15 protein-coding genes are annotated in these 16,720 nt (G+C 72.5%); 7 read left to right on the top strand and 8 right to left on the bottom strand.

Annotated elements, in window-relative coordinates:
* Positions 1–110 precede the first annotated feature (110 nt).
* From AB8735_RS33055 to AB8735_RS33045, 3 genes are read left to right on the top strand one after another with little or no spacing between them, the layout of a single operon-like run.
* Positions 111–1,961 (top strand): hypothetical protein, encoded by a 1,851-nt coding sequence (locus tag AB8735_RS33055; RefSeq protein WP_372411346.1) that lies wholly within the window; start codon positions 111–113, stop codon positions 1,959–1,961.
* A gap of 28 nt (positions 1,962–1,989) precedes the next feature.
* Positions 1,990–2,643, top strand: coding sequence for a class I SAM-dependent methyltransferase (locus AB8735_RS33050; protein WP_372411345.1), 654 nt, complete (start codon positions 1,990–1,992; stop codon positions 2,641–2,643).
* A gap of 10 nt (positions 2,644–2,653) precedes the next feature.
* A complete protein-coding gene (locus AB8735_RS33045; RefSeq protein ID WP_372411344.1) occupies positions 2,654–3,166 on the top strand; it encodes a nucleoside 2-deoxyribosyltransferase in 513 nt (170 codons plus the stop codon).
* Positions 3,167–3,225: 59 nt separating this feature from the next.
* Here AB8735_RS33045 and AB8735_RS33040 read toward each other — a convergent pair whose 3' ends face one another.
* The gene (locus tag AB8735_RS33040; RefSeq protein WP_372411343.1) at positions 3,226–3,942 is read right to left on the bottom strand and encodes an RraA family protein; all 717 of its coding nucleotides are present in this window, start codon (positions 3,940–3,942) and stop codon (positions 3,226–3,228) included.
* A 175-nt stretch (positions 3,943–4,117) separates the two neighbouring features.
* Between AB8735_RS33040 and AB8735_RS33035 the strand changes: the two genes are divergently transcribed.
* Both AB8735_RS33035 and AB8735_RS33030 read left to right on the top strand, forming a co-directional pair.
* On the top strand, positions 4,118–4,507 hold the full coding sequence (locus AB8735_RS33035) for a CU044_2847 family protein (RefSeq protein ID WP_344027770.1): 390 nt from the start codon (positions 4,118–4,120) through the stop codon (positions 4,505–4,507).
* Positions 4,507–8,919, top strand: a complete 4,413-nt coding sequence (locus AB8735_RS33030) for a trypsin-like peptidase domain-containing protein (protein WP_372411342.1) — start codon at positions 4,507–4,509, stop codon at positions 8,917–8,919. The genes AB8735_RS33035 and AB8735_RS33030 overlap by 1 nt, the downstream gene beginning before the upstream one ends.
* A 55-nt stretch (positions 8,920–8,974) precedes the next feature.
* Here the strand turns inward: AB8735_RS33030 and AB8735_RS33025 are convergent, their stop codons facing one another.
* Positions 8,975–9,751 (bottom strand): hypothetical protein, encoded by a 777-nt coding sequence (locus AB8735_RS33025; RefSeq protein ID WP_344027776.1) that lies wholly within the window; start codon positions 9,749–9,751, stop codon positions 8,975–8,977.
* A 188-nt stretch (positions 9,752–9,939) separates the two neighbouring features.
* Positions 9,940–10,353 carry an ester cyclase gene (locus AB8735_RS33020; RefSeq protein ID WP_372411341.1) on the bottom strand — a complete coding sequence of 138 codons (414 nt, stop codon included), beginning with the start codon at positions 10,351–10,353 and terminating at the stop codon, positions 9,940–9,942.
* A gap of 88 nt (positions 10,354–10,441) precedes the next feature.
* On the opposite strand from AB8735_RS33020, the gene AB8735_RS33015 reads away from it, so the two are divergent.
* Positions 10,442–11,104 (top strand): TetR/AcrR family transcriptional regulator C-terminal domain-containing protein, encoded by a 663-nt coding sequence (locus tag AB8735_RS33015; protein ID WP_372411340.1) that lies wholly within the window; start codon positions 10,442–10,444, stop codon positions 11,102–11,104.
* Here AB8735_RS33015 and AB8735_RS33010 read toward each other — a convergent pair.
* The 3 genes from AB8735_RS33010 to AB8735_RS33000 form a co-directional block, all read right to left on the bottom strand.
* On the bottom strand, positions 11,073–11,432 hold the full coding sequence (locus tag AB8735_RS33010; protein ID WP_344028219.1) for a MerR family transcriptional regulator: 360 nt from the start codon (positions 11,430–11,432) through the stop codon (positions 11,073–11,075). The two genes, AB8735_RS33015 and AB8735_RS33010, sit on opposite strands and share 32 nt — an antisense overlap.
* A gap of 97 nt (positions 11,433–11,529) precedes the next feature.
* Positions 11,530–12,195 (bottom strand): hypothetical protein, encoded by a 666-nt coding sequence (locus AB8735_RS33005; protein WP_372411339.1) that lies wholly within the window; start codon positions 12,193–12,195, stop codon positions 11,530–11,532.
* The gene (locus AB8735_RS33000) at positions 12,192–12,632 is read right to left on the bottom strand and encodes an RICIN domain-containing protein (protein WP_344027786.1); all 441 of its coding nucleotides are present in this window, start codon (positions 12,630–12,632) and stop codon (positions 12,192–12,194) included. The genes AB8735_RS33005 and AB8735_RS33000 overlap by 4 nt, the downstream gene beginning before the upstream one ends.
* 476 nt (positions 12,633–13,108) lie before the next feature.
* Between AB8735_RS33000 and AB8735_RS32995 the strand changes: the two genes are divergently transcribed.
* Complete coding sequence (locus tag AB8735_RS32995; RefSeq protein ID WP_372411338.1) at positions 13,109–14,359, top strand: MFS transporter; 1,251 nt, start codon at positions 13,109–13,111, stop codon at positions 14,357–14,359.
* 18 nt (positions 14,360–14,377) lie between these two features.
* On the opposite strand, the gene AB8735_RS32990 is transcribed toward AB8735_RS32995, so the two are convergent.
* Positions 14,378–15,568, bottom strand: a complete 1,191-nt coding sequence (locus AB8735_RS32990) for an Ig-like domain-containing protein (protein ID WP_372411337.1) — start codon at positions 15,566–15,568, stop codon at positions 14,378–14,380.
* Between the two features lie 228 nt (positions 15,569–15,796).
* Positions 15,797–16,666, bottom strand: coding sequence for a universal stress protein (locus tag AB8735_RS32985; protein ID WP_372411336.1), 870 nt, complete (start codon positions 16,664–16,666; stop codon positions 15,797–15,799).
* Between the last annotated feature and the right edge of the window lie 54 nt (positions 16,667–16,720).

Here is a 16,720-nt window from a genome sequence, read left to right as displayed (position 1 = left end):
TCAAACGCCGGACGGGCTGAAGGGCGGGCCAGGGGCAAACCCCCCGCGCGGTCACCACCGCGCCCACCGATCCCCCGCCCACCCCGCCCAGAACACGAGGTCACCCCACCATGAACGCCACCACACCCCCCTTCCAAGCGGTCACCTGGCGACAACTCCCCTGCACCGTCAAGGAATTCGCCGAAAGCCCGGACCGGACACCCATCCCCGTCCCCGTCGAAGGCCGCGACGACCTCACCACAGCCATCGAACTGGCAACCCGCCTCTACTCCGGCACCCGCACACCCGAACCCGTCCCCACCGGAGTCGTCCTCGGCGCGGCAGACCTCCCCGACGGCGTCGCCGCCCTCGCGCGCCCCCTCGCGCACGAGTGGCTCGACGAGGACGACCTGGCCGGCCACGGCACCGGCACCGGCACCGGCACCGGCGGACTGCTCGTCATCGGCTGCTACGACCGGCTCACCCTCGACCCGCTCCGTTCCCTCCTCCTCCGTTCCTACCGCGGCGCGCCGCACGCGCTGAGCTTCCTCAGCGGCCGGGACGCCGCGTCCGTCGCCTGGAACATCGCCAAGCAGTACGCCGTGCCGGGCGCCGGCGCGGACGCGGTCGGGCTGTTCACGGACACGGACCGGCCGCCCCGCCCGCCGGGCGTCCGCGTCTTCGACGACCGGGACTTCGAACGGGCCGACATCCGGGCCGAGATCCTCGGCACCCACTGGCGGCGCGTCGTCTTCCAGGGCCACGGCAAGGACGACAGCGTCAACCTCGGCGAGTTCACGATCTGCGGTCTGAGCCCGGCCGCGGCCGCCCGCCCCGGGCTGCTCGGCCCCCGGTGCTCCTACGGCCTGCCCTGCTACAAGCCCGAGGACAAGCTCGTCCCGCTGCACCGGGTGCCCGCCGTAGAGCTGGTGCTGAGCGCCTGCAACAGCGGGCCGCTGGCCGACCTGGCCCTGTACGACCCCAAGTACCAGTTGCTCCTCAACGCCCTGGACGGGCCCGCCCGCACGATCGCCTCCGCCGTCTCCGTCCACGACTCCGACCGGCCGGAGAACGTGGCGTGGATGCGGGCCGCGCTCGCCGGCGAGGACTCCGTGGACGCGCTCAACTCCAGCCTGGCCGGCTCCCATCCGTATCCGGCGTTCATGCGCTTCGGAGTGCCGCACACCCCGTCCCCCGCCGCCGTCGCCGTCGCCGTCGCGTCCGACCACTCCCCCGACCCGCTCGTCCTCACCACCGCCCGCCGGCTCACCGCACTGCTGGCCTCGGGGCTGCTGCCGGAGCGGCACCCGCTGCGTCCCCGGCTGACCAGGCTGGCCCGCAAGACGGATCTGTGGGCGGCACGCCCCACGCACCCGGCCGACCAGGCCCCGGAGGAGATCCGCGCCTCGCTCGCCGCCGACCTCCAGTCCCTGGACCATGCGATCGCCGGGCAGGTCGCGGCGAACCCCGAGAACGAGATCATGAACTATCCGGCCCACTTCGGCGACCGCAGCCGTCTCGACCCGGAGGTCCACGAGGTCGTCTGCCACTGCGGCCGCCCGGCGCAGGAGTTCACCCGCCGGGGACTGGTCCCGTACGTCCTGGACACCACATGCGCGGTCTGCATGCGCTGCGGAGACGTGACCTTCCGCGTCCCCGACGCGCCGCGCCTGCTCGCGTACGCCGACGACGAGGTCGTCCGGGGCGGGGTGCTGGAGGTCCGCGCGGAGCTGACGGCCGCGCGTCCCGGGCCGGTGCGGCTGGGCCTGTTCGTCCCCGCCTATCTGCGCGCGGACACCGTCGTCGAGCCGGCCACGACCCGTGTGAAGGTCTCGCAACGGCGGGTCGAGGAGGTGTTCTTCCGGGTGCGGTTCGCGCCGGACACCGCGCCGCAGGCCTACTACTTCACGGTCTTCGCCGTGCAGGACCTGGCCGTCTCGACGGCCAGGCGGCACTTCGGAGTCGTGCCCCACCGCACGTGACCGATCACCGGAGGACGGAGGAGCATCCATGGACCGACCGACCGCACCCGCACCCGCACCCGCACCCGCCATCGAACTCGTCGAGCAGGACGGGGAGGTGACCCTCAGCATCGGCGGCGAGCAGGCCATGCAGGCCTGGGAACGGGACCTGATGTGGGCGAGCGCCGACATGCTGTGCGAGTACGGCGGCAAGCACGGCGGCGAGTTCTACGAAGTGGGGCTCGGCCTGGGCCTGTCGGCGCTGCGCATCGCGCGGAACCCGGCCACCCGACGCCACACCGTCCTCGAACTCTTCGGCGAGGTCGAGGACTTGTTCCGGGCCCGGAACCCCGACCTGCCGGACACCCTCGCCATCGAGCGCGGCGATTTCTTCCAGCGGATCTTCGAGCTGCCCTCGGAGAGCGTCGACGGCATGTTCTTCGACCCGGCCCTGGACATGGAGGTCTGGGCGGACCGGGAGCTGTGGGAGCGGACGATGCCGGAGGTGGTCCGGGTGCTGCGCCCGGGCGGGGTGTTCATCCCGTTCTTCAGCACCCGGCCCGAGCTGCGCTGGCAGTACCTGCCGCACTTCCGCACGATCCGCGTCGAGCGGCGTCCGTTCACGGCCTACGACACCACCGCGTACACGTACGGCACCAGCGGTGACGCCTACATCCAGTGCTTCCGCAAGGACGAGGACTGAGGGGCCTTCCATGACCAGCATCATTGATGAGACCGAGGGGGCCGAAGTCCGTTCCCTGTTCCTCGCCGGTCCGTTCCTCGGGCTCCTGGACCCGGAGACCGGCGAGATGCCCGAGCAGGAGCGCGCGCCCTTCGACCTCCTGATCAAACACTTCGAGTCGCAGGGCGTGTCCGTCCACAACGCGCACCGCCGGGAGGCGTGGGGCGCGGCCCTGATGCAGCCCGAGGAGTGCACCCGGCTCGACCAGGAGGAGATCCGCAGGGCGGACGTCCTCGTGGCGCTCCCCGGATCGCCGGCGTCGCCCGGCACCCACATCGAGGTGGGCTGGGCCAGCGCCTTCGGCAAACCGATCGTGCTGCTGCTGGAACGGGGCCGGGACTACACCTTCCTGGTGCGGGGCCTGCACACCGTGGCCACGGTGGAGTACGTCATGTACGCCGACGTCGCGGAGGCGCTGCCGGCCGTGGACCGGGCGGTACGGCGGGCGGTGGCCCGGCGGCGGGCGGCCGGGGACGGCGGCTGAACGGCGGTGCCCCGCCGCCCCGTCCTGGGTTCCGACGTCGGCGGCGGGGCACCGTCCGCTCACTCCTCGATCGCCCCGCCCACCGACCGCAGGTGCTCTCGGAAGGTCAGGGACGGCGCCTCGCGGCGGCGGGCGAGGTAGCCGGCGAAGTCGACCTGGTCGCGGAGGGTGCGGCCGGAGCGGATGAGCTCGGCCTGGTGGCGTTCCGTGTCGCGGATCGACTCGGCCAGGGCGAGGAGTTCGGCCGTCCGGCCGGCGGGGACGAAGAGGACGCCGTCGTCGTCGCCGAGGACGACGTCGGCCGTGGTGACCGTCCATTCGCCCACCCGGGCCGAGGTCAGCGCGTCGTCGGGGCGCTCGCCGAGGTGGAGGGGGCCGGTGGGGATCGCGCCCAGGCTGAAGACCGGAAGGCCGATGTCCCGGACGTCGGCGGTGTCGCGGTGCAGGCCCCACACGACCAGGCCCTGGATCCCGGCCGCCCGGGCCTCCAGTACGGCGAGGTCGCCGACGCACGCCTCGTCGAGGCGGCCCCCGTTGTCGACCACGAGGACCTCACCGGGCCCGGCCGCCTCGGCCGCCTCGTACGCCTCCAGGAAGACGTCGACGCTGCCGACGTGCCGGGCGGGGCGCACCCGTCCCGCCAGCCGGCCGCCGGGTTCCACGGCGGCGAGGGCGGCCGGTCCGCAGCGGACCGGCACGCCGGCCCGGATGCAGGCGTCGGCGACGTGGGCGGTGGTCAACGCGGTGAAGCGCTGCCGGAGTTCCTGATGGTCCATCGTTTTTCCCCTCCTGAGTCACTCCTGCGTCACTGATGCCACCAGCGTCGCACGCGCCTGGGCCCCGGCCGGTTCTCATCTCCCTGTGCCAGGGCGTCCACTGAGAGGCTGAAGAGACGGATGCGCGCTAAACTCCGCGCGAAAACATGGGGTTGGGGTCCGAAGCGGGGGAGCCATGGTCTATCTGGTGGAGTTGCCGACCGACGTGGACGCGGCAGGCGGTGCGCCGGACGTGGTGAAGGTCGAGATCGAGGAGGTCGGGGAGGGCCTGGTCCAGGTCGCCCGGCCGGGCCGGGTCGTGGCGCGGGCGTCGCGGTCCCTGGGCGAGATGCTGGCCGGGATCCGGCCGGTGGCCGAACACTTCGTCGAGGGCTTCCGCAGCATGGCCGACGCGCCGGACGAGATCGGCGTCGAGTTCGGGGTGTCGCTCTCCGCCGAGGCCGATGTGGTCATCTCCAGCACCGCGGCCCAGGCCAACTTCAAGGTCTCGCTCACCTGGAACCGGCCGCCCGCCGACGGGCCGGATCCGGCCGCACCCGATCCGGCCCCGGACGGCGCACGCTGATGCCGTTACCTCCGGGACCCACGGAGGGAACCGGCCCCAAAACCCTGGACGCGGCCGTGCTGCGGATCCACGACGCGCAGGGCGGCGCCGTGGGCCTGGGCTTCCTGGTGACCGAGGACCGGGCGCTGACCTGTGCCCATGTGGTCTCCGCCGCGCTCGGCCTGCCCGCGCACGACTCTCCGGACGCCGCCGCGCGCGTCGGGGTGGACCTGCCGCTGCTGTCCGGTTCCGCGCGGGACGGGGAGCACCGCGCCGAGGCGGTGGTGGAACACTGGGTCGCGCCGCACCCGTCCGGCGCCGGCGACGTGGCCGTCCTGCGGCTGACCGCTCCCCTGCCCGGCTCCCGGCCGATCAGGCTGGCCGAGGCCCAGGACGTGTGGGAGCACCGGGTACGGGCCTTCGGCTTTCCGGCCGGACGTCCCGGAGGAGTGTGGCACTCCGGCATCCTGAGGGGCCGTCAGGCCAACGGATGGATCCAGGCCGACCTGGCCGCGAACGGCTACCGGATCACACGGGGCTTCAGCGGCGGCCCGGTCTGGGACGACGGACTCGTCGGCGTGATCGGCATGGTGACGGTGGCCGAGGCGGGGGACCCCCCGGCCGGCTATCTGATCCCCACCGACGGGCTGCTGGCGGCCTGGCCCCCGCTGCGCGAACTGGCCCTGCCCCCTTCGCCCTTCCGCGGCCTGGTGCCGTTCCAGGAGTCCGACGCGGCGGTCTTCCACGGCCGGCGCACCGAGACCGGGGAACTCGTCGGCATGCTCGCCCATGAGCGGTGGACCACCCTCGTCGGCCCCTCGGGCTCGGGCAAGTCCTCGCTCGCCCTGGCCGGAGTCGTCCCGCGGCTGCGGGCGGCCGGCACCCTCGCCGCCGTCGTACGGCCGGCCTCCGGCCGCAGCCCGGTGTCCGCCCTGGCCGCCTCGCTGGTGCCCCTGCTGGAGCCCGGGCTGACCCCGATCCAGCAGCTGGAACGCACCCCCGAGCTGGCCGCCCTGCTGCGCGGACAGGGGCTGGCGGACATCGTCCCCCGGCTCCTGCACCGGCACGACGGCAGCAAACTCCTCATCGTGGTCGACCAGTTCGAGGAGCTGCTCACCCTCACCCCGGCGGCCGTCGACGAACTCGCCGGCGTCCTGTTCCAGGACACCTTGCCGCACAGCGTCAGGGTACTGACCACGCTGCGGGCCGACTTCCTCGAAACGGCGCTCGCCCACCCGGGCCTCGGCCCGCTGTGCGGCCGACAGATCTACGCGCTCGGTCCCATGGACGCCCGGCAGTTGAGGGAAATCATCACCGTGCCGGTCGACGCCGTCCCCGGCGTGCGCTACGAACCCCACCTGGTCGACCGCATCCTGGCCGACACCGGCGGCGAGCCGGGCGCCCTGGCCCTGCTCGGCTTCACCCTCGACCTGCTCTGGCGGCGCCAGACCGGCGGACTGCTGACACACCGGGCCTACGAGGAACTCGGCGGTGTTTCGGGTGCCTTGGGACTCCACGCAGACCGGGTCTGGGCGGAGTACGTGCCGCCGCAGGACGAGGCGACGGCCCACCGGCTGTTCACCCAGCTCGTCCGGGTGCCCCTGGGGTCGGCGGCCGCCACCCGCCGGACCGTCTCCCGCCCCGAGCTGGATGCGGCCCAGTGGCGGATCGCGCAGGAACTCGCCCGCACCCGGCTGCTGGTCACCGACCGCGGCCCGGAGGGCCACGAGACCGTGGAACTCGCCCACGAGGCCCTGATCACCGGCTGGGACCGGCTGCGGGACCGGACCGGCGAGGACCGCTCGTTCCTGGTCTGGCGCGAGTCCCTGCGCCACGACATGGACCGCTGGGAGGACGGCGGGCGCGCCGCGGACCTGCTGCCGACCTCCGTGGCCCTGGACGGTGCCCGGCCGTGGCTGCGCGAGCGCGCCGCCGACCTGAGCGACGCCGAACGCGACTATCTGCGGCGGGGACGCGTCCATCGCCGGCGCCGCACCCGGCGCCGGCGCGCGGTCCTCGCCGTGATCTGCGTCCTGGCGCTGGTGGCCACCGCCTTCAGCGTGCTGGCGATGCGGCTGAGCGAGGACGCCGACCGGAAGGCGGCGGTCGTCCGGTCGTCCCGGCTGGTCGCCGACGCGGAGGCGGTCAGGCCCACCGACCCCGGCCTCGCGGCGCAGCTCGCGGTCGCCGCGTACCGCTCCGCCCGGACCCAGGAGACCTCCACCGAGCTGTACACCGCGCTGCGCACTCCGCTGGACAGCGTCGTCGGCAGCACCGGCAAGGGGGTGCTGCGGGTCGCGGCGGAGCCGGACGGCCCCTTGGCCGCCGCCGTCGACAAGGGCGGGGAGCTGCGGATCTGGGACCTCACCGAACCGGTCGCCCCGGTGCTGCGGGCCACGCTCCGTACGAATGCCACCGGGATCGCTCTCGGGCCGCACGGCAGAGGGCTGTTGGCCGCCGCCTGCCAGGGCCGGAGCTTCTGTCTGTGGGACCTGGGCGTCCCCCGGCACCCCACCGTCGCGGCCCAGTTGCCCTGGCCCGCTCTCGGCGCCTCGAAGAAGGGCTTCCAGGTCAGCTCGATGGCCTTCAACGCGGACGGAACCCTGCTGGCCGCCGCGACGGAACAGGGCCCGGTGGCGGTGTGGTCGGTCGCATCCCCCACAAGTCCGCGTCTGGTGGCCGAACTTCAGAATCCCCCGTCGTCGTCCGGTCTCGCCGCGGTCGCCTTCTCGCCGCGCGGCAACACGCTCGCCGCCACCATCCTCAACGGCAGGACGCAGGTGTGGGACCTCTCCGCCCCGTCCGCCCCGAAGAAGACGGCCTCGATCGGGACCGGATACTCCGCCGTGGCCTTCGCCCCCGACGGAAACCTGCTCGCGGCGGTCAAGCACAATGACATCGGGCTCTGGAACACCAAGGATCCGTCCAGACCCGAGGCGATCAAGGTGGACGGCTTCGGCATCAGGACGGACCTGATGGCGGTGGCCTTCGCCAGGGACGGTCACAGGCTCGCGATGGGCGGCGTGAATCCCGACGACAGCAACGGTGAGCTGTGTCTGCTGGCCATTCCCCCGGGCCCGAGGAGCAGGGCCTCTCCCAAGTGCACGAAGACCGGCTACAGCACCGTAGCCCTGGCGCCCGCAGCCGGCGGCGCCGTGCTGAGCGGTGGGTTCGACGGCGTGGTCCGATCGTGGCGGTCGCCCGTGCCGGAGGGCGATTCCGCGCAGGTGCTCAGCGGCTACGGGACATGGGCCTTCAGCCCTGACGGACGCCTGATGGCGGCACCCGTCACCACCGATTTCAGCGCGTACAAGAACCCCTCCCCTTCCCCACTGGGCGTCTGGGACCGTTCCGCGCCCGGCGGGCCCGTACGTGTGGCCACGGTCACCCTGCCCGACGTAGTGCAGGAAGTGACCTTCCTCGGCCGGGCGGTTCTGCTCAGCATCGCGCACAACGGAGCGGTGCAGCTGTGGAACCTCCGCGATCCCCGCCACCCTGTCCGAGCGGCATCACTGGGTACCACCGTTTTCGCCCTCCTCGCCCGGGATCCGGGAGCCGACTGGATCGTCGGCACAGGCGTCAGCACGACCACCGCCGGTGATCTGGTGTCGGTCCAGGGCGACGACCGCAGAATGCATCTGTGGCACGTCACCGGTTCCGGCGGGGCCACCGAGGTCGGCTCGCTCCCCCTCCCGGCCCCCAGAGCCGGCTTCGGCGTCATCCTGCAGAGCGGAGACACGGCCATGGTCGTGACGGCATCCGGGATCGACTGGTGGAACGTCGGTGACCCGGCGCATCCGGTGCGCGGAGAGACCACGAAGCTCCCTGATGCGAACGGCGGCACCGTGGTGTCCGCCCGCGGCACCGTGGCCGTCATGACCAAACGCGGATTCGACATCGACAGAACCCTGCACGTGTTCAACGTCGCTGCCGGCAAGGCGCGTTCGTCGGCCACCCTGCCGGGGACCTACGGCGGTGAGCTGAACATCAGCAACGACGGCCGCCGCCTGGTCGCCGGCGGCACCAACGGCAACACCGCCACCCTGTGGGACATCGGCGATCCCGCCCACCCGGGCGCACCCGTCGCCATCCGCACGCTCCAGGACATCCGGGGCATCGCCATCGATCCGGACAACCGGCACATGGCCGTCTGGCACAGCGACGTCCAGCTCTGGGACATCGGCAACCCGGCCGCGCCCACGCTCACCGCGACCCTCGCGCAAAGGGACCCGAGCTCGGCGATCGCGAGCTCGGCGGTCGCGTTCCCGGGGGACCGCACGATCCTCGTGGCGGGGGGAGGCTCGGTCCTCTCCTTCGACACCGACCCCTCCGAGGTCGCCGACCTGCTCTGCTCCTCCACCGGAAGCTCGATCACCGCCGAGCAGTGGAAGAAGTACGCGCCGGGCACGCCGTACCGGAATCCGTGCCCGTGACACCGAGCGCGCCCGTGCTGTCGCGGAACGCCGACGGCACGGGCGCGATCGTTTCTCACTTCTCGCCGGTCTTCTCCTCCCGGGCCGGGGGCTTGCCGTCGTCGCCCGGGGTGGGCTTGTCCGGGGTTCCCTTGCGGGGCGCGTTGTCGGCCTTCGGGACCTCGACCTTGGTCTTGGAGAGGAAGGTCTTGCCGTTGTGGGCGCCGCAGGACGCCTTCTCCTCGGCGGTCATGGGCCGGGTCTTCATGACCACCACGCTCTTGACACCGTCGGTGTCGTTGGGCGCCGGGCTGGTAATGGTGTCCTTCCAGAACCAGTAGTAGTGGCCCCAGTGCGGATCGTCGTAGTGGGTCTGCCACGTTCCGGTGACCTGGCGCATGACCTGGGCCCGGGAAATCCAGCCGACCTCACCGGGCTTGATGGTCATTCCCATGCTGCCGCCGTCGGAGTGCTCGGTCGTCCAGGTGTGACCGTACTTCGCGGTGACACTGAGATCGACGATTCCGGCGATCTTCCCGCCGGTGGTGATGGAGAATTCCGCGGTGTCGCTGGAACCGACCTTGTCGGACCAGTTCAGCCCCTGAGTGGCGTCCGACGTGCTGCAGTTGTAGAGCGTGTCGGAGACCTGGTGGTAATTCCCCAGGTATGCCTTGTCGACCTGCGGGTCGTTGAACGTGCATTTGCCGGTGCCGCTGGCGCAGTCGGCCATCAGCTCCTTGACGGTCGGCTCGCTCGCCGCGGAGGCGGGGAGGGCCGCCGCGCCCAGTGCGACGGACGCGGCCGCTCCCACGAGCAGGACGCGCCCGCCTTTCTTCATCCGGATGTTCGCCATGGTGCACCTTGACCTTTCAGCCGGTGTCCGGAATTTGCGGTTCCTTTCCGCACGGCCCACGATGCGGGGCGCGTTCGCACGGATGACACCAATTCCAGGCAAAGACCATGTGACGTGGCCGGGTTCACCATCGGACGCGACGAATAGACGTTCTCTCCCGGGGAATTGCCATTCCCTTTCCCGGCAGGTCAGGCGACCTCCGGCCAGTCCCAGCCGGCCTGGACGAACATTCCGAGGCGGTCGCTGACGGCACGTATTTCCGTGATCCGCTCCCCCGCCACCGTGAACCACCACATCTGTTCCACCTCGAAGGAGCGGCCGGTGGGCTGCGGCATCCGGGGATGGAACCCGGTGTGCCTGCCGATGGCCGCCACCCGGGCCACGACGGTGTCGCCCTCGGCGACGAGCGCGTCCACCCGCATCGCGAACTCACCGAAGGCGGCCAGCTGTTGACGGAACCCTTCGAAGGCGGCGCCCGGCTCGTCCGGCTCGCCAAAAATGATCTTGTTGTGGTCGACGACGTCCGCCGCCACGTGCCGGGGCAGGTCCTCGAGCCTGCGCTCGTTGACCGCCTGGAAGAAACCCGCGACGACCTGCTTCATGACCGCTCCCCATTCTTACTACGTAAGTTTGACGGGCCTCAGCCTGGCCTTACGATGTAAGAAAGTCAAGTGGCGGCGGGAGAACGATGTGACGGCCAAGCGGACCCGGGGCGAGCGCGCCGGGCTGACCCGGGACCAGATCCTGGACGCGGCCCTGGACCTGGTGGACCGGGAGGGCGTCAAGGCCCTGACCATGCGCCGACTGGGTGCCGCCCTGGGGGTGGAGGCGATGACGCTCTACCACCATGTCCCGAACAAGGACGCGCTGCTGGACGGCCTGGTGGAACGGGTCTTCGGCCGGGCCCTCCCGGTCGCCGCCGAGGACACCGGCTGGCGCGACTGGCTGCGCGCCTACGCCGGATCGCTGCGCACGACGCTGCTGCGCCACCCCGGCGTACTGCCGCTGGCGGCGTCCCGGCCCGCCGTCACGCCCGCGACGCTGGACGCGGTGGAGCGCGGGCTGGGGGTGCTGACGGGCGCCGGCTTCCCGCTGGGAGGGGCGGTGCACGCGCTCAACACGCTGTCCCTGCTGGTGATCGCCCACACCGCGGCCGAGGACACCGTCGGCGCCGTCGAGGGCGCGGGGTCGGCGGCCTGGCTGCGCACGCTGGAAGCCGGGCGGTATCCCCTGGTCACGGAGGCGGCACGGAGCGGGGCTGGGACGGACGACGGGGAGCGGTTCGCCTTCGCGGTGGAGGCGTTGCTGGCGGGGTTCGCGGCTACGGCCGCGCCCGCGTCACCTCACGGATGACGGTGTCGAGGACCTCGCGCGAGCGGTACAGGCCCCGGATCTCCCGGTCGAGCCGGTCGAGTTCGCCCCGCAGACCGTCCACCAGCTCCTGCGGGGCCGTCCCGTGTCCGCCGTGGCCGGGCATGCAGGGCAGCACCTGGGCGATCTTTCCGCTGCACAGGCCGGCGGCGAACAGCTCCTGGATGCACCCGACGCGGGCGACGGCCGCCTCGCCGAAGCACCGGTGGCCGCCGGCCGTGCGCTCCGCCGTCAGCAGGCCCTGCTGCTCGTAGTAGCGCAGGGCGCGCTCACTGACCTTGGTCCTGCGGGACAACTCCCCGATCCGCACGGTCTCTTCCCCCGGGGTCGATCCTTGCACCGGCGTCAGAATCTTACGGTCCCCCGCGTGACACGCGCCCCGCTGCCCCCTCTGCTCCCGTCCTTCCTCAGCGGTCGCCCAGAAGCGCCACGGCGAACGCCAGCCGGCGGTCCAGCCAGTCCGCCCTGATGTCGAACCCGGATCCCACGGACTGCATCACCTCGGACCCGTCCGCCAGCCACAGCAGCGTCCGCTCGCGCGCCCCGTCGGTGTCCTCGGCACCGAAGGACAGCGCCGAATCGACCACTCCCTCCAGGAACTTGCCCGCCGCGCGGAACACGGCGTCCTGCGGGGACACCGCGGCCCACTTGTTGCGCCCGACGATCTCCGGCCTCCCCGGCTGCTCGATGCGCCAGGTGTGGCGGAACACCTTCCTCGACGGAGGCACGCGGCGGACGACACCGATCTCCCGTTCGTCGGCGTCCCGCACCACATGGCGGCGTTCGCCCCCGTCGCCCTCGGCGCCGCCGACCGTGCAGAGCAGCCGCTGCCGATCCCGGTCCTCGTAGAGCGCGCTCGTGCCGACGACGAAGGCGCAGGGCGGGTTGACCCGGCGCTGCCCGTCGCGCCGGGGCACGCGGACGGCGTCGTCCCCGAACACCGGGCGTTTGGCTCCCGGCCCCTGCTCCCGTTCCACGGTGCCGATCGTGAACCGCCGGACGTCCCGCCAGTCGACGATGTCGAGCGGCGGTTCGGTGCTCCTGCTCCTGCTCCCGTTCCCGCCGAAGATCATTCGCAGGCCTCCAGATACCACCACTGGGCGGGGCTGTCGAGGTCCTCGCCCTGGCGGACATTGGCCCCGTCGTCCGTCGACGCGTCCGCGACCTCCAGCAGCAGCCCGCTGATCTGGGCGACGAGCGCGACCGCGCCCTCGGGGTCCAGCAGCCGCTCGACGAGCCACTCCTGGGCGCCGTAGCCGTTGGCCTTCCACTGCTGGACGTTGGCCCCGTTCTCGACGGAGGCACCGGCGACGTCCAGGCGCTTGCCGCTGTTGACGTTCACGATGTGGTGCACGCCGCTGCCGGGGTGGACCGGGGTGATGTGCCAGAGCTGGGCGGGGGTGCCGGTGTCCTTGCCCTGCTGGACGTTGGCGCCGCTGCCTTTGCGGGCGCCGGCGACCTCCAGCAGGAGTCCGCTGTGGGCGTTGCGGATGCGGTGGGTGCCTTGCATGGCTGTTCTGGTGCCCCCGTGAGTCTTTTTGTTCGAACAATTGATCGTAGCGGGTGGGGGTGGGGGGAAGGGTTGTGCCCCAGTCCCGCCCTTTCACCGTTTCTTCCGGGGCGGAGCCCCGGGGCCCGGCACCGCGGCTTCGCCGCGGTGGGCGGGGGCTGCGCCCCCTGCACCCCTGCTTCCGGGGCTCCGCCCCTGGCCCCCGTTTGTCGCGGCTCCGCCGCTCGTCCTCAAGCGCCGGACGGGCTGGATTTCGCGCCCGCGCCTGAAAACCTCGCGTCTGAAAACCTTGCGCCTGAAAACCTCACGCCGGAAATCCGGCCCGGGCGCACACTTCAGCCCGTCCGGCGCTTGAGGACTCCGCCCGAAGGGCGGACGGGGCCCGGGGTCTCCCCGGAAGAAACGGTGAAAGGGCGGGGCGGGGGCAAAATCCCCCCGGGCACCAGGGCGCGCCGAGCCACAAGGAGGACCCCCACGTGACAGACGGCTACCGCGCCCTCTTCCGCCGCCCCGGCACGGCCCGTCTCGCCGCAGCCGGCCTCCTGGGCCGACTGCCCAACGGAATGCTCGGGCTCGCGTTCCTCCTCGTCCTCCTCCGGGACACCGGCTCCTGCGCGGCGGGCGGCGCCGCGGCCGGTCTGCACACGCTGACCGCCGCCGTGTCGGGGCCGCTGTGGAGCCGGGCCGCGGACCGCGCGGGGCCGCGGACCGTCCTGGTGGTGACGGGCACGGGCCAGGCGCTGGTGCTGACGGCGGTCGCCGGGCTGGCGGCCCGGACGGAGAGCGGTCCGGCGCTCGTCGCGCTCGCGGCGGCGAGCGGAGTCCTGGCGCCCCCGCTCGGGGCGATCATGCGGGCCCTGTGGTCGAGGACGCTGGCGGACGATCCCGGGGCCAAGGCGGCGGCGTTCGCGTACGAGTCCGTCGTCGTGGACGTCGTGTTCGTGCTGGGGCCGTCCCTGGTCGCCGGGCTGGCCGCGCTCGGCGGTCCTCCGCTGGCGCTGTTCTGTGCGGCGGTCGCCACCGCCGCGGGCTGTCTGCCGGTGGCCGCGAGCCCGCACCTCGGCGCAGCGGTCGTCCCGGACGGTGCCGGCCGGAACCGGCCGCGGCCGCTGCGCCGCCCCGCGGTGCTGGGCGTGCTGCCGGTCGGTTTCCTGCTGCTGGGCAGCGTCAGCGCGGCCGAGGTGTCGCTGGTGGCGTTCGCCGACGGGGCGGACCGGCGCGACGCCGCGGGGCCGCTGATCGCGGCACTGGCCGCGGGCGGTGTGCTCGGCGGCCTCTGCCAGGGGGGACGGCGCCAAGAGGGCGCGCACGCCCGGCGGTTGACGGTCCTGCTGGCGGCGGGCTGGGCGGCGCTGGCGGCCTGTCACGGCCTCTGGCAGCCGGTCGCCGTCCTCGTACCGACGGGCCTGTTGCTGAACGCGGCGGTCACGGCGCAGTTCCGCACGCTGGACGAGGTCGCGCCGCGGGACGCGCTGACGGAGGCGTTCGGCTGGCTCAACTCCCTCGGCGCGGCGGGTTCGTCGGCCGGGGCGGCCGCGGCGGGGGCGGTGGCGGGCCCGGGGCCGGACCCGGGCGCCGGGTTCCTGCTGGCGTCGGGCTGTTGCGCGGCGGGCTGCGCCGTCGCCGCGGCGTGCGGGGGGACGTGGCGGCGCGTCGTCCCGGCACTCGCGCCGGTGCCCGAACGGCCGGGGCCGCCGGGAGGGGTTCCCTCCCGGCGGCCCCGGTGAACGACCTTCGCTCAGGCCTCAGTTCTTCAGCGCACTGCGCTTCTGCCACTGGTCCCAGGTCTCCTGCCAGACCTCGAGCCCGTTGCCAACATCCGTCTTCTCCGTGTTGGAGGTGCCCTTGACCTCGACGGTGGAGCCGATCGGCAGGAAGTCGTAGACGGTCTTGGCGTCCTCGGTGGTCATGCCGAAGCAGCCGTGGCTGTTGTTGACCACACCGATCTGGTTGTTCCAGGGCGCGGAGTGCAGGAAGGTGCCGGAGGCGGTCATGTGGGTGACCCACTTGGCGGGCAGCATCCACTGGTTGCCGTAGCCGATGGTCGAGGAGTCCATGACCTCGTCGGCGTTCTTGCTGCGCACGGTGTGGATGCCGCCGCGGGTGGGGGCCTCGGGGGAGCCGGCGGAGCCCTTGACGCTGCCGACCGGCTTGCCGTTCTCGAGCATCGTCAGCGTGTGGCCGGGGACGTCGATGACGGCCTTGTGGTCGGCGCCTATCGTGAACGAGTAGTCGTAGTCACGGGCGAACCAGCCGCCCTCACCGGAGTTGACACCGGCGAGCGAGCCCTTGACGGAGACCTTGGTGCCGCTGGGCCAGTAGGTCTTGGGCCGCCAGTCGAGCCGGTCGTTGCCGCTGTAGTCGGTCACCCAGCCCCAGGCGCCCTCCACCGGGGTGCTGGTGGAGACCTTGAAGTTCTTCTCGACCTCGGCCCGCTTGTCCTTGTCGATCTTGTGGTCGAAGAGGATCGAGACCGGCATGCCGGTGCCGACGGTCTGGCCGTTCTGCGGGGTGTTGGTGAGCTTGTTGACCTTCTCCGGCTGCTCGGTGGTGAAGGAGGCCGTCGACGAGGACTTGCGGCCCTTCGTCCCCTCGGCCGCGGTCTTCACCGTGTAGGTGGTCTTGGGCTTGACCTTGCCGGACGACTGCCAGGAGGTGCCGTCGGCGGCCAGCTTGCCGTCGACCTTCTCCCCCTTGTCGTCCTTGACCTCGACGGAGGTCAGCTTGCCGCCGTCGGCCTTGACCGAGATCGGCGAGCCGAGCTTGACCTCCTTGCCGCCGCCCGGGCTGACGGTCACCTTCGCCGCGGCCCCCGCGTCCTCGGAGGACCCCCCGGAACCTCCCGAACAGGCGCTGAGCGCCAGCGAACCCACCAGGGCGGACATCAACAGGACGGGACGACGGCCCGATCCGACGTGCACGAGAACAACCTCCAAGAACTGCGGCTCCATGGCGGGCACGCATCCCCCCGCCACCCTTAACAGATGATCTGAGGGCGGCCGTGGTTCCTGGAGAAAGCGATATTTGTGCAGCAAAAACGGCGAACAGCCGATGAATCATTACCGGAGTGGCAACTTCCACCTGTTGTTGCAGGAGCGCTCGCCCGGAAAGCAGTCGGCGCGCAAGCGAAGGAACGCGCCCTCAAGGGACTTGGCACGCCCCGGTTACGGGGCCGGCACCACCGCGACGGGACACCGCGCGTGGTGCAGTGCCGCATGGCTGACCCGGCCGAGCTGGAGGCCGAGGCCGTGGTGCCGGCGCACGGCGCCGACGACGAGCAGATCAGCGTCGGCCGAGGCCTCGACGAGCGCCTTGCGCGGCGCCCCCTCGACCGTGACGGCGTGCACGACGACCTCCGGATGCCGCTCCGCCTCGGGGCGCAGCGCGTCGTCCAGTTCGCGTCCGGCCCGCTCCTCGGCGTCGAGGGTGGCGCCGCTGGGCAGTGGATAGTGGTCGACCGACTGCCGCACGGGGTGGCGCCAGGCGCGCAGGGCGCGTACCTCGCAGCCGCGCGCGGCGGCCTCGCGGAAGGCGAACCGGACGGCGGCGGGGGCCTCCTCCGCGTCGCCGACGCCGAGCAGGACGCGGCCGTGCCCCCCGCCGACGGCGACGTCGTCGCCGCGGACGACGACCACGGGGCAGTGGGCGCGCCCGGCGACGGCCAGGCTGACCGAGCCGAGCAGGATCCCGGCCAGGGCACCCCGGCCGGAGGGGCCGGTCACCAGGAAGAACGCATGGCGGCTGGCCTCCACCAGGGCGTTGACGGCCTCCTCGGGCGCGGTGTCCGCGTGGACGCGCAGGGCGGGGTCCCGCTGCTGGGCGCGGCGGGCGGCGGCGACGGTGACGGCCTCCTCGGCCAGCGTCTCGGGGGAGGGACCGTCGGCGGGCGGGAGGCGGCCCTCGTAGCGCTCCCACAGGGAGGCGTAGAGGACGCGCAGCCGCACGTCGTGGCGGGCCGCCTCGTCCACGGCCCAGTCCAGTGCCGTCAGGCTGCCGGGGGATCCGTCGACCCCCACGACCAGGGGGAGCTCCATCGCCTCTCACCGCCTCGCGGACTGCCCGGTACTGCACCACCTTCGCACCGCCCG

The organism is Streptomyces luteireticuli (genome assembly GCF_041519305.1).
Lineage (GTDB): Bacteria > Actinomycetota > Actinomycetes > Streptomycetales > Streptomycetaceae > Streptomyces > Streptomyces luteireticuli.
Note: the sequence above shows the minus strand (reverse complement) of the source record. Positions and strands in the feature narration are given on the sequence as shown.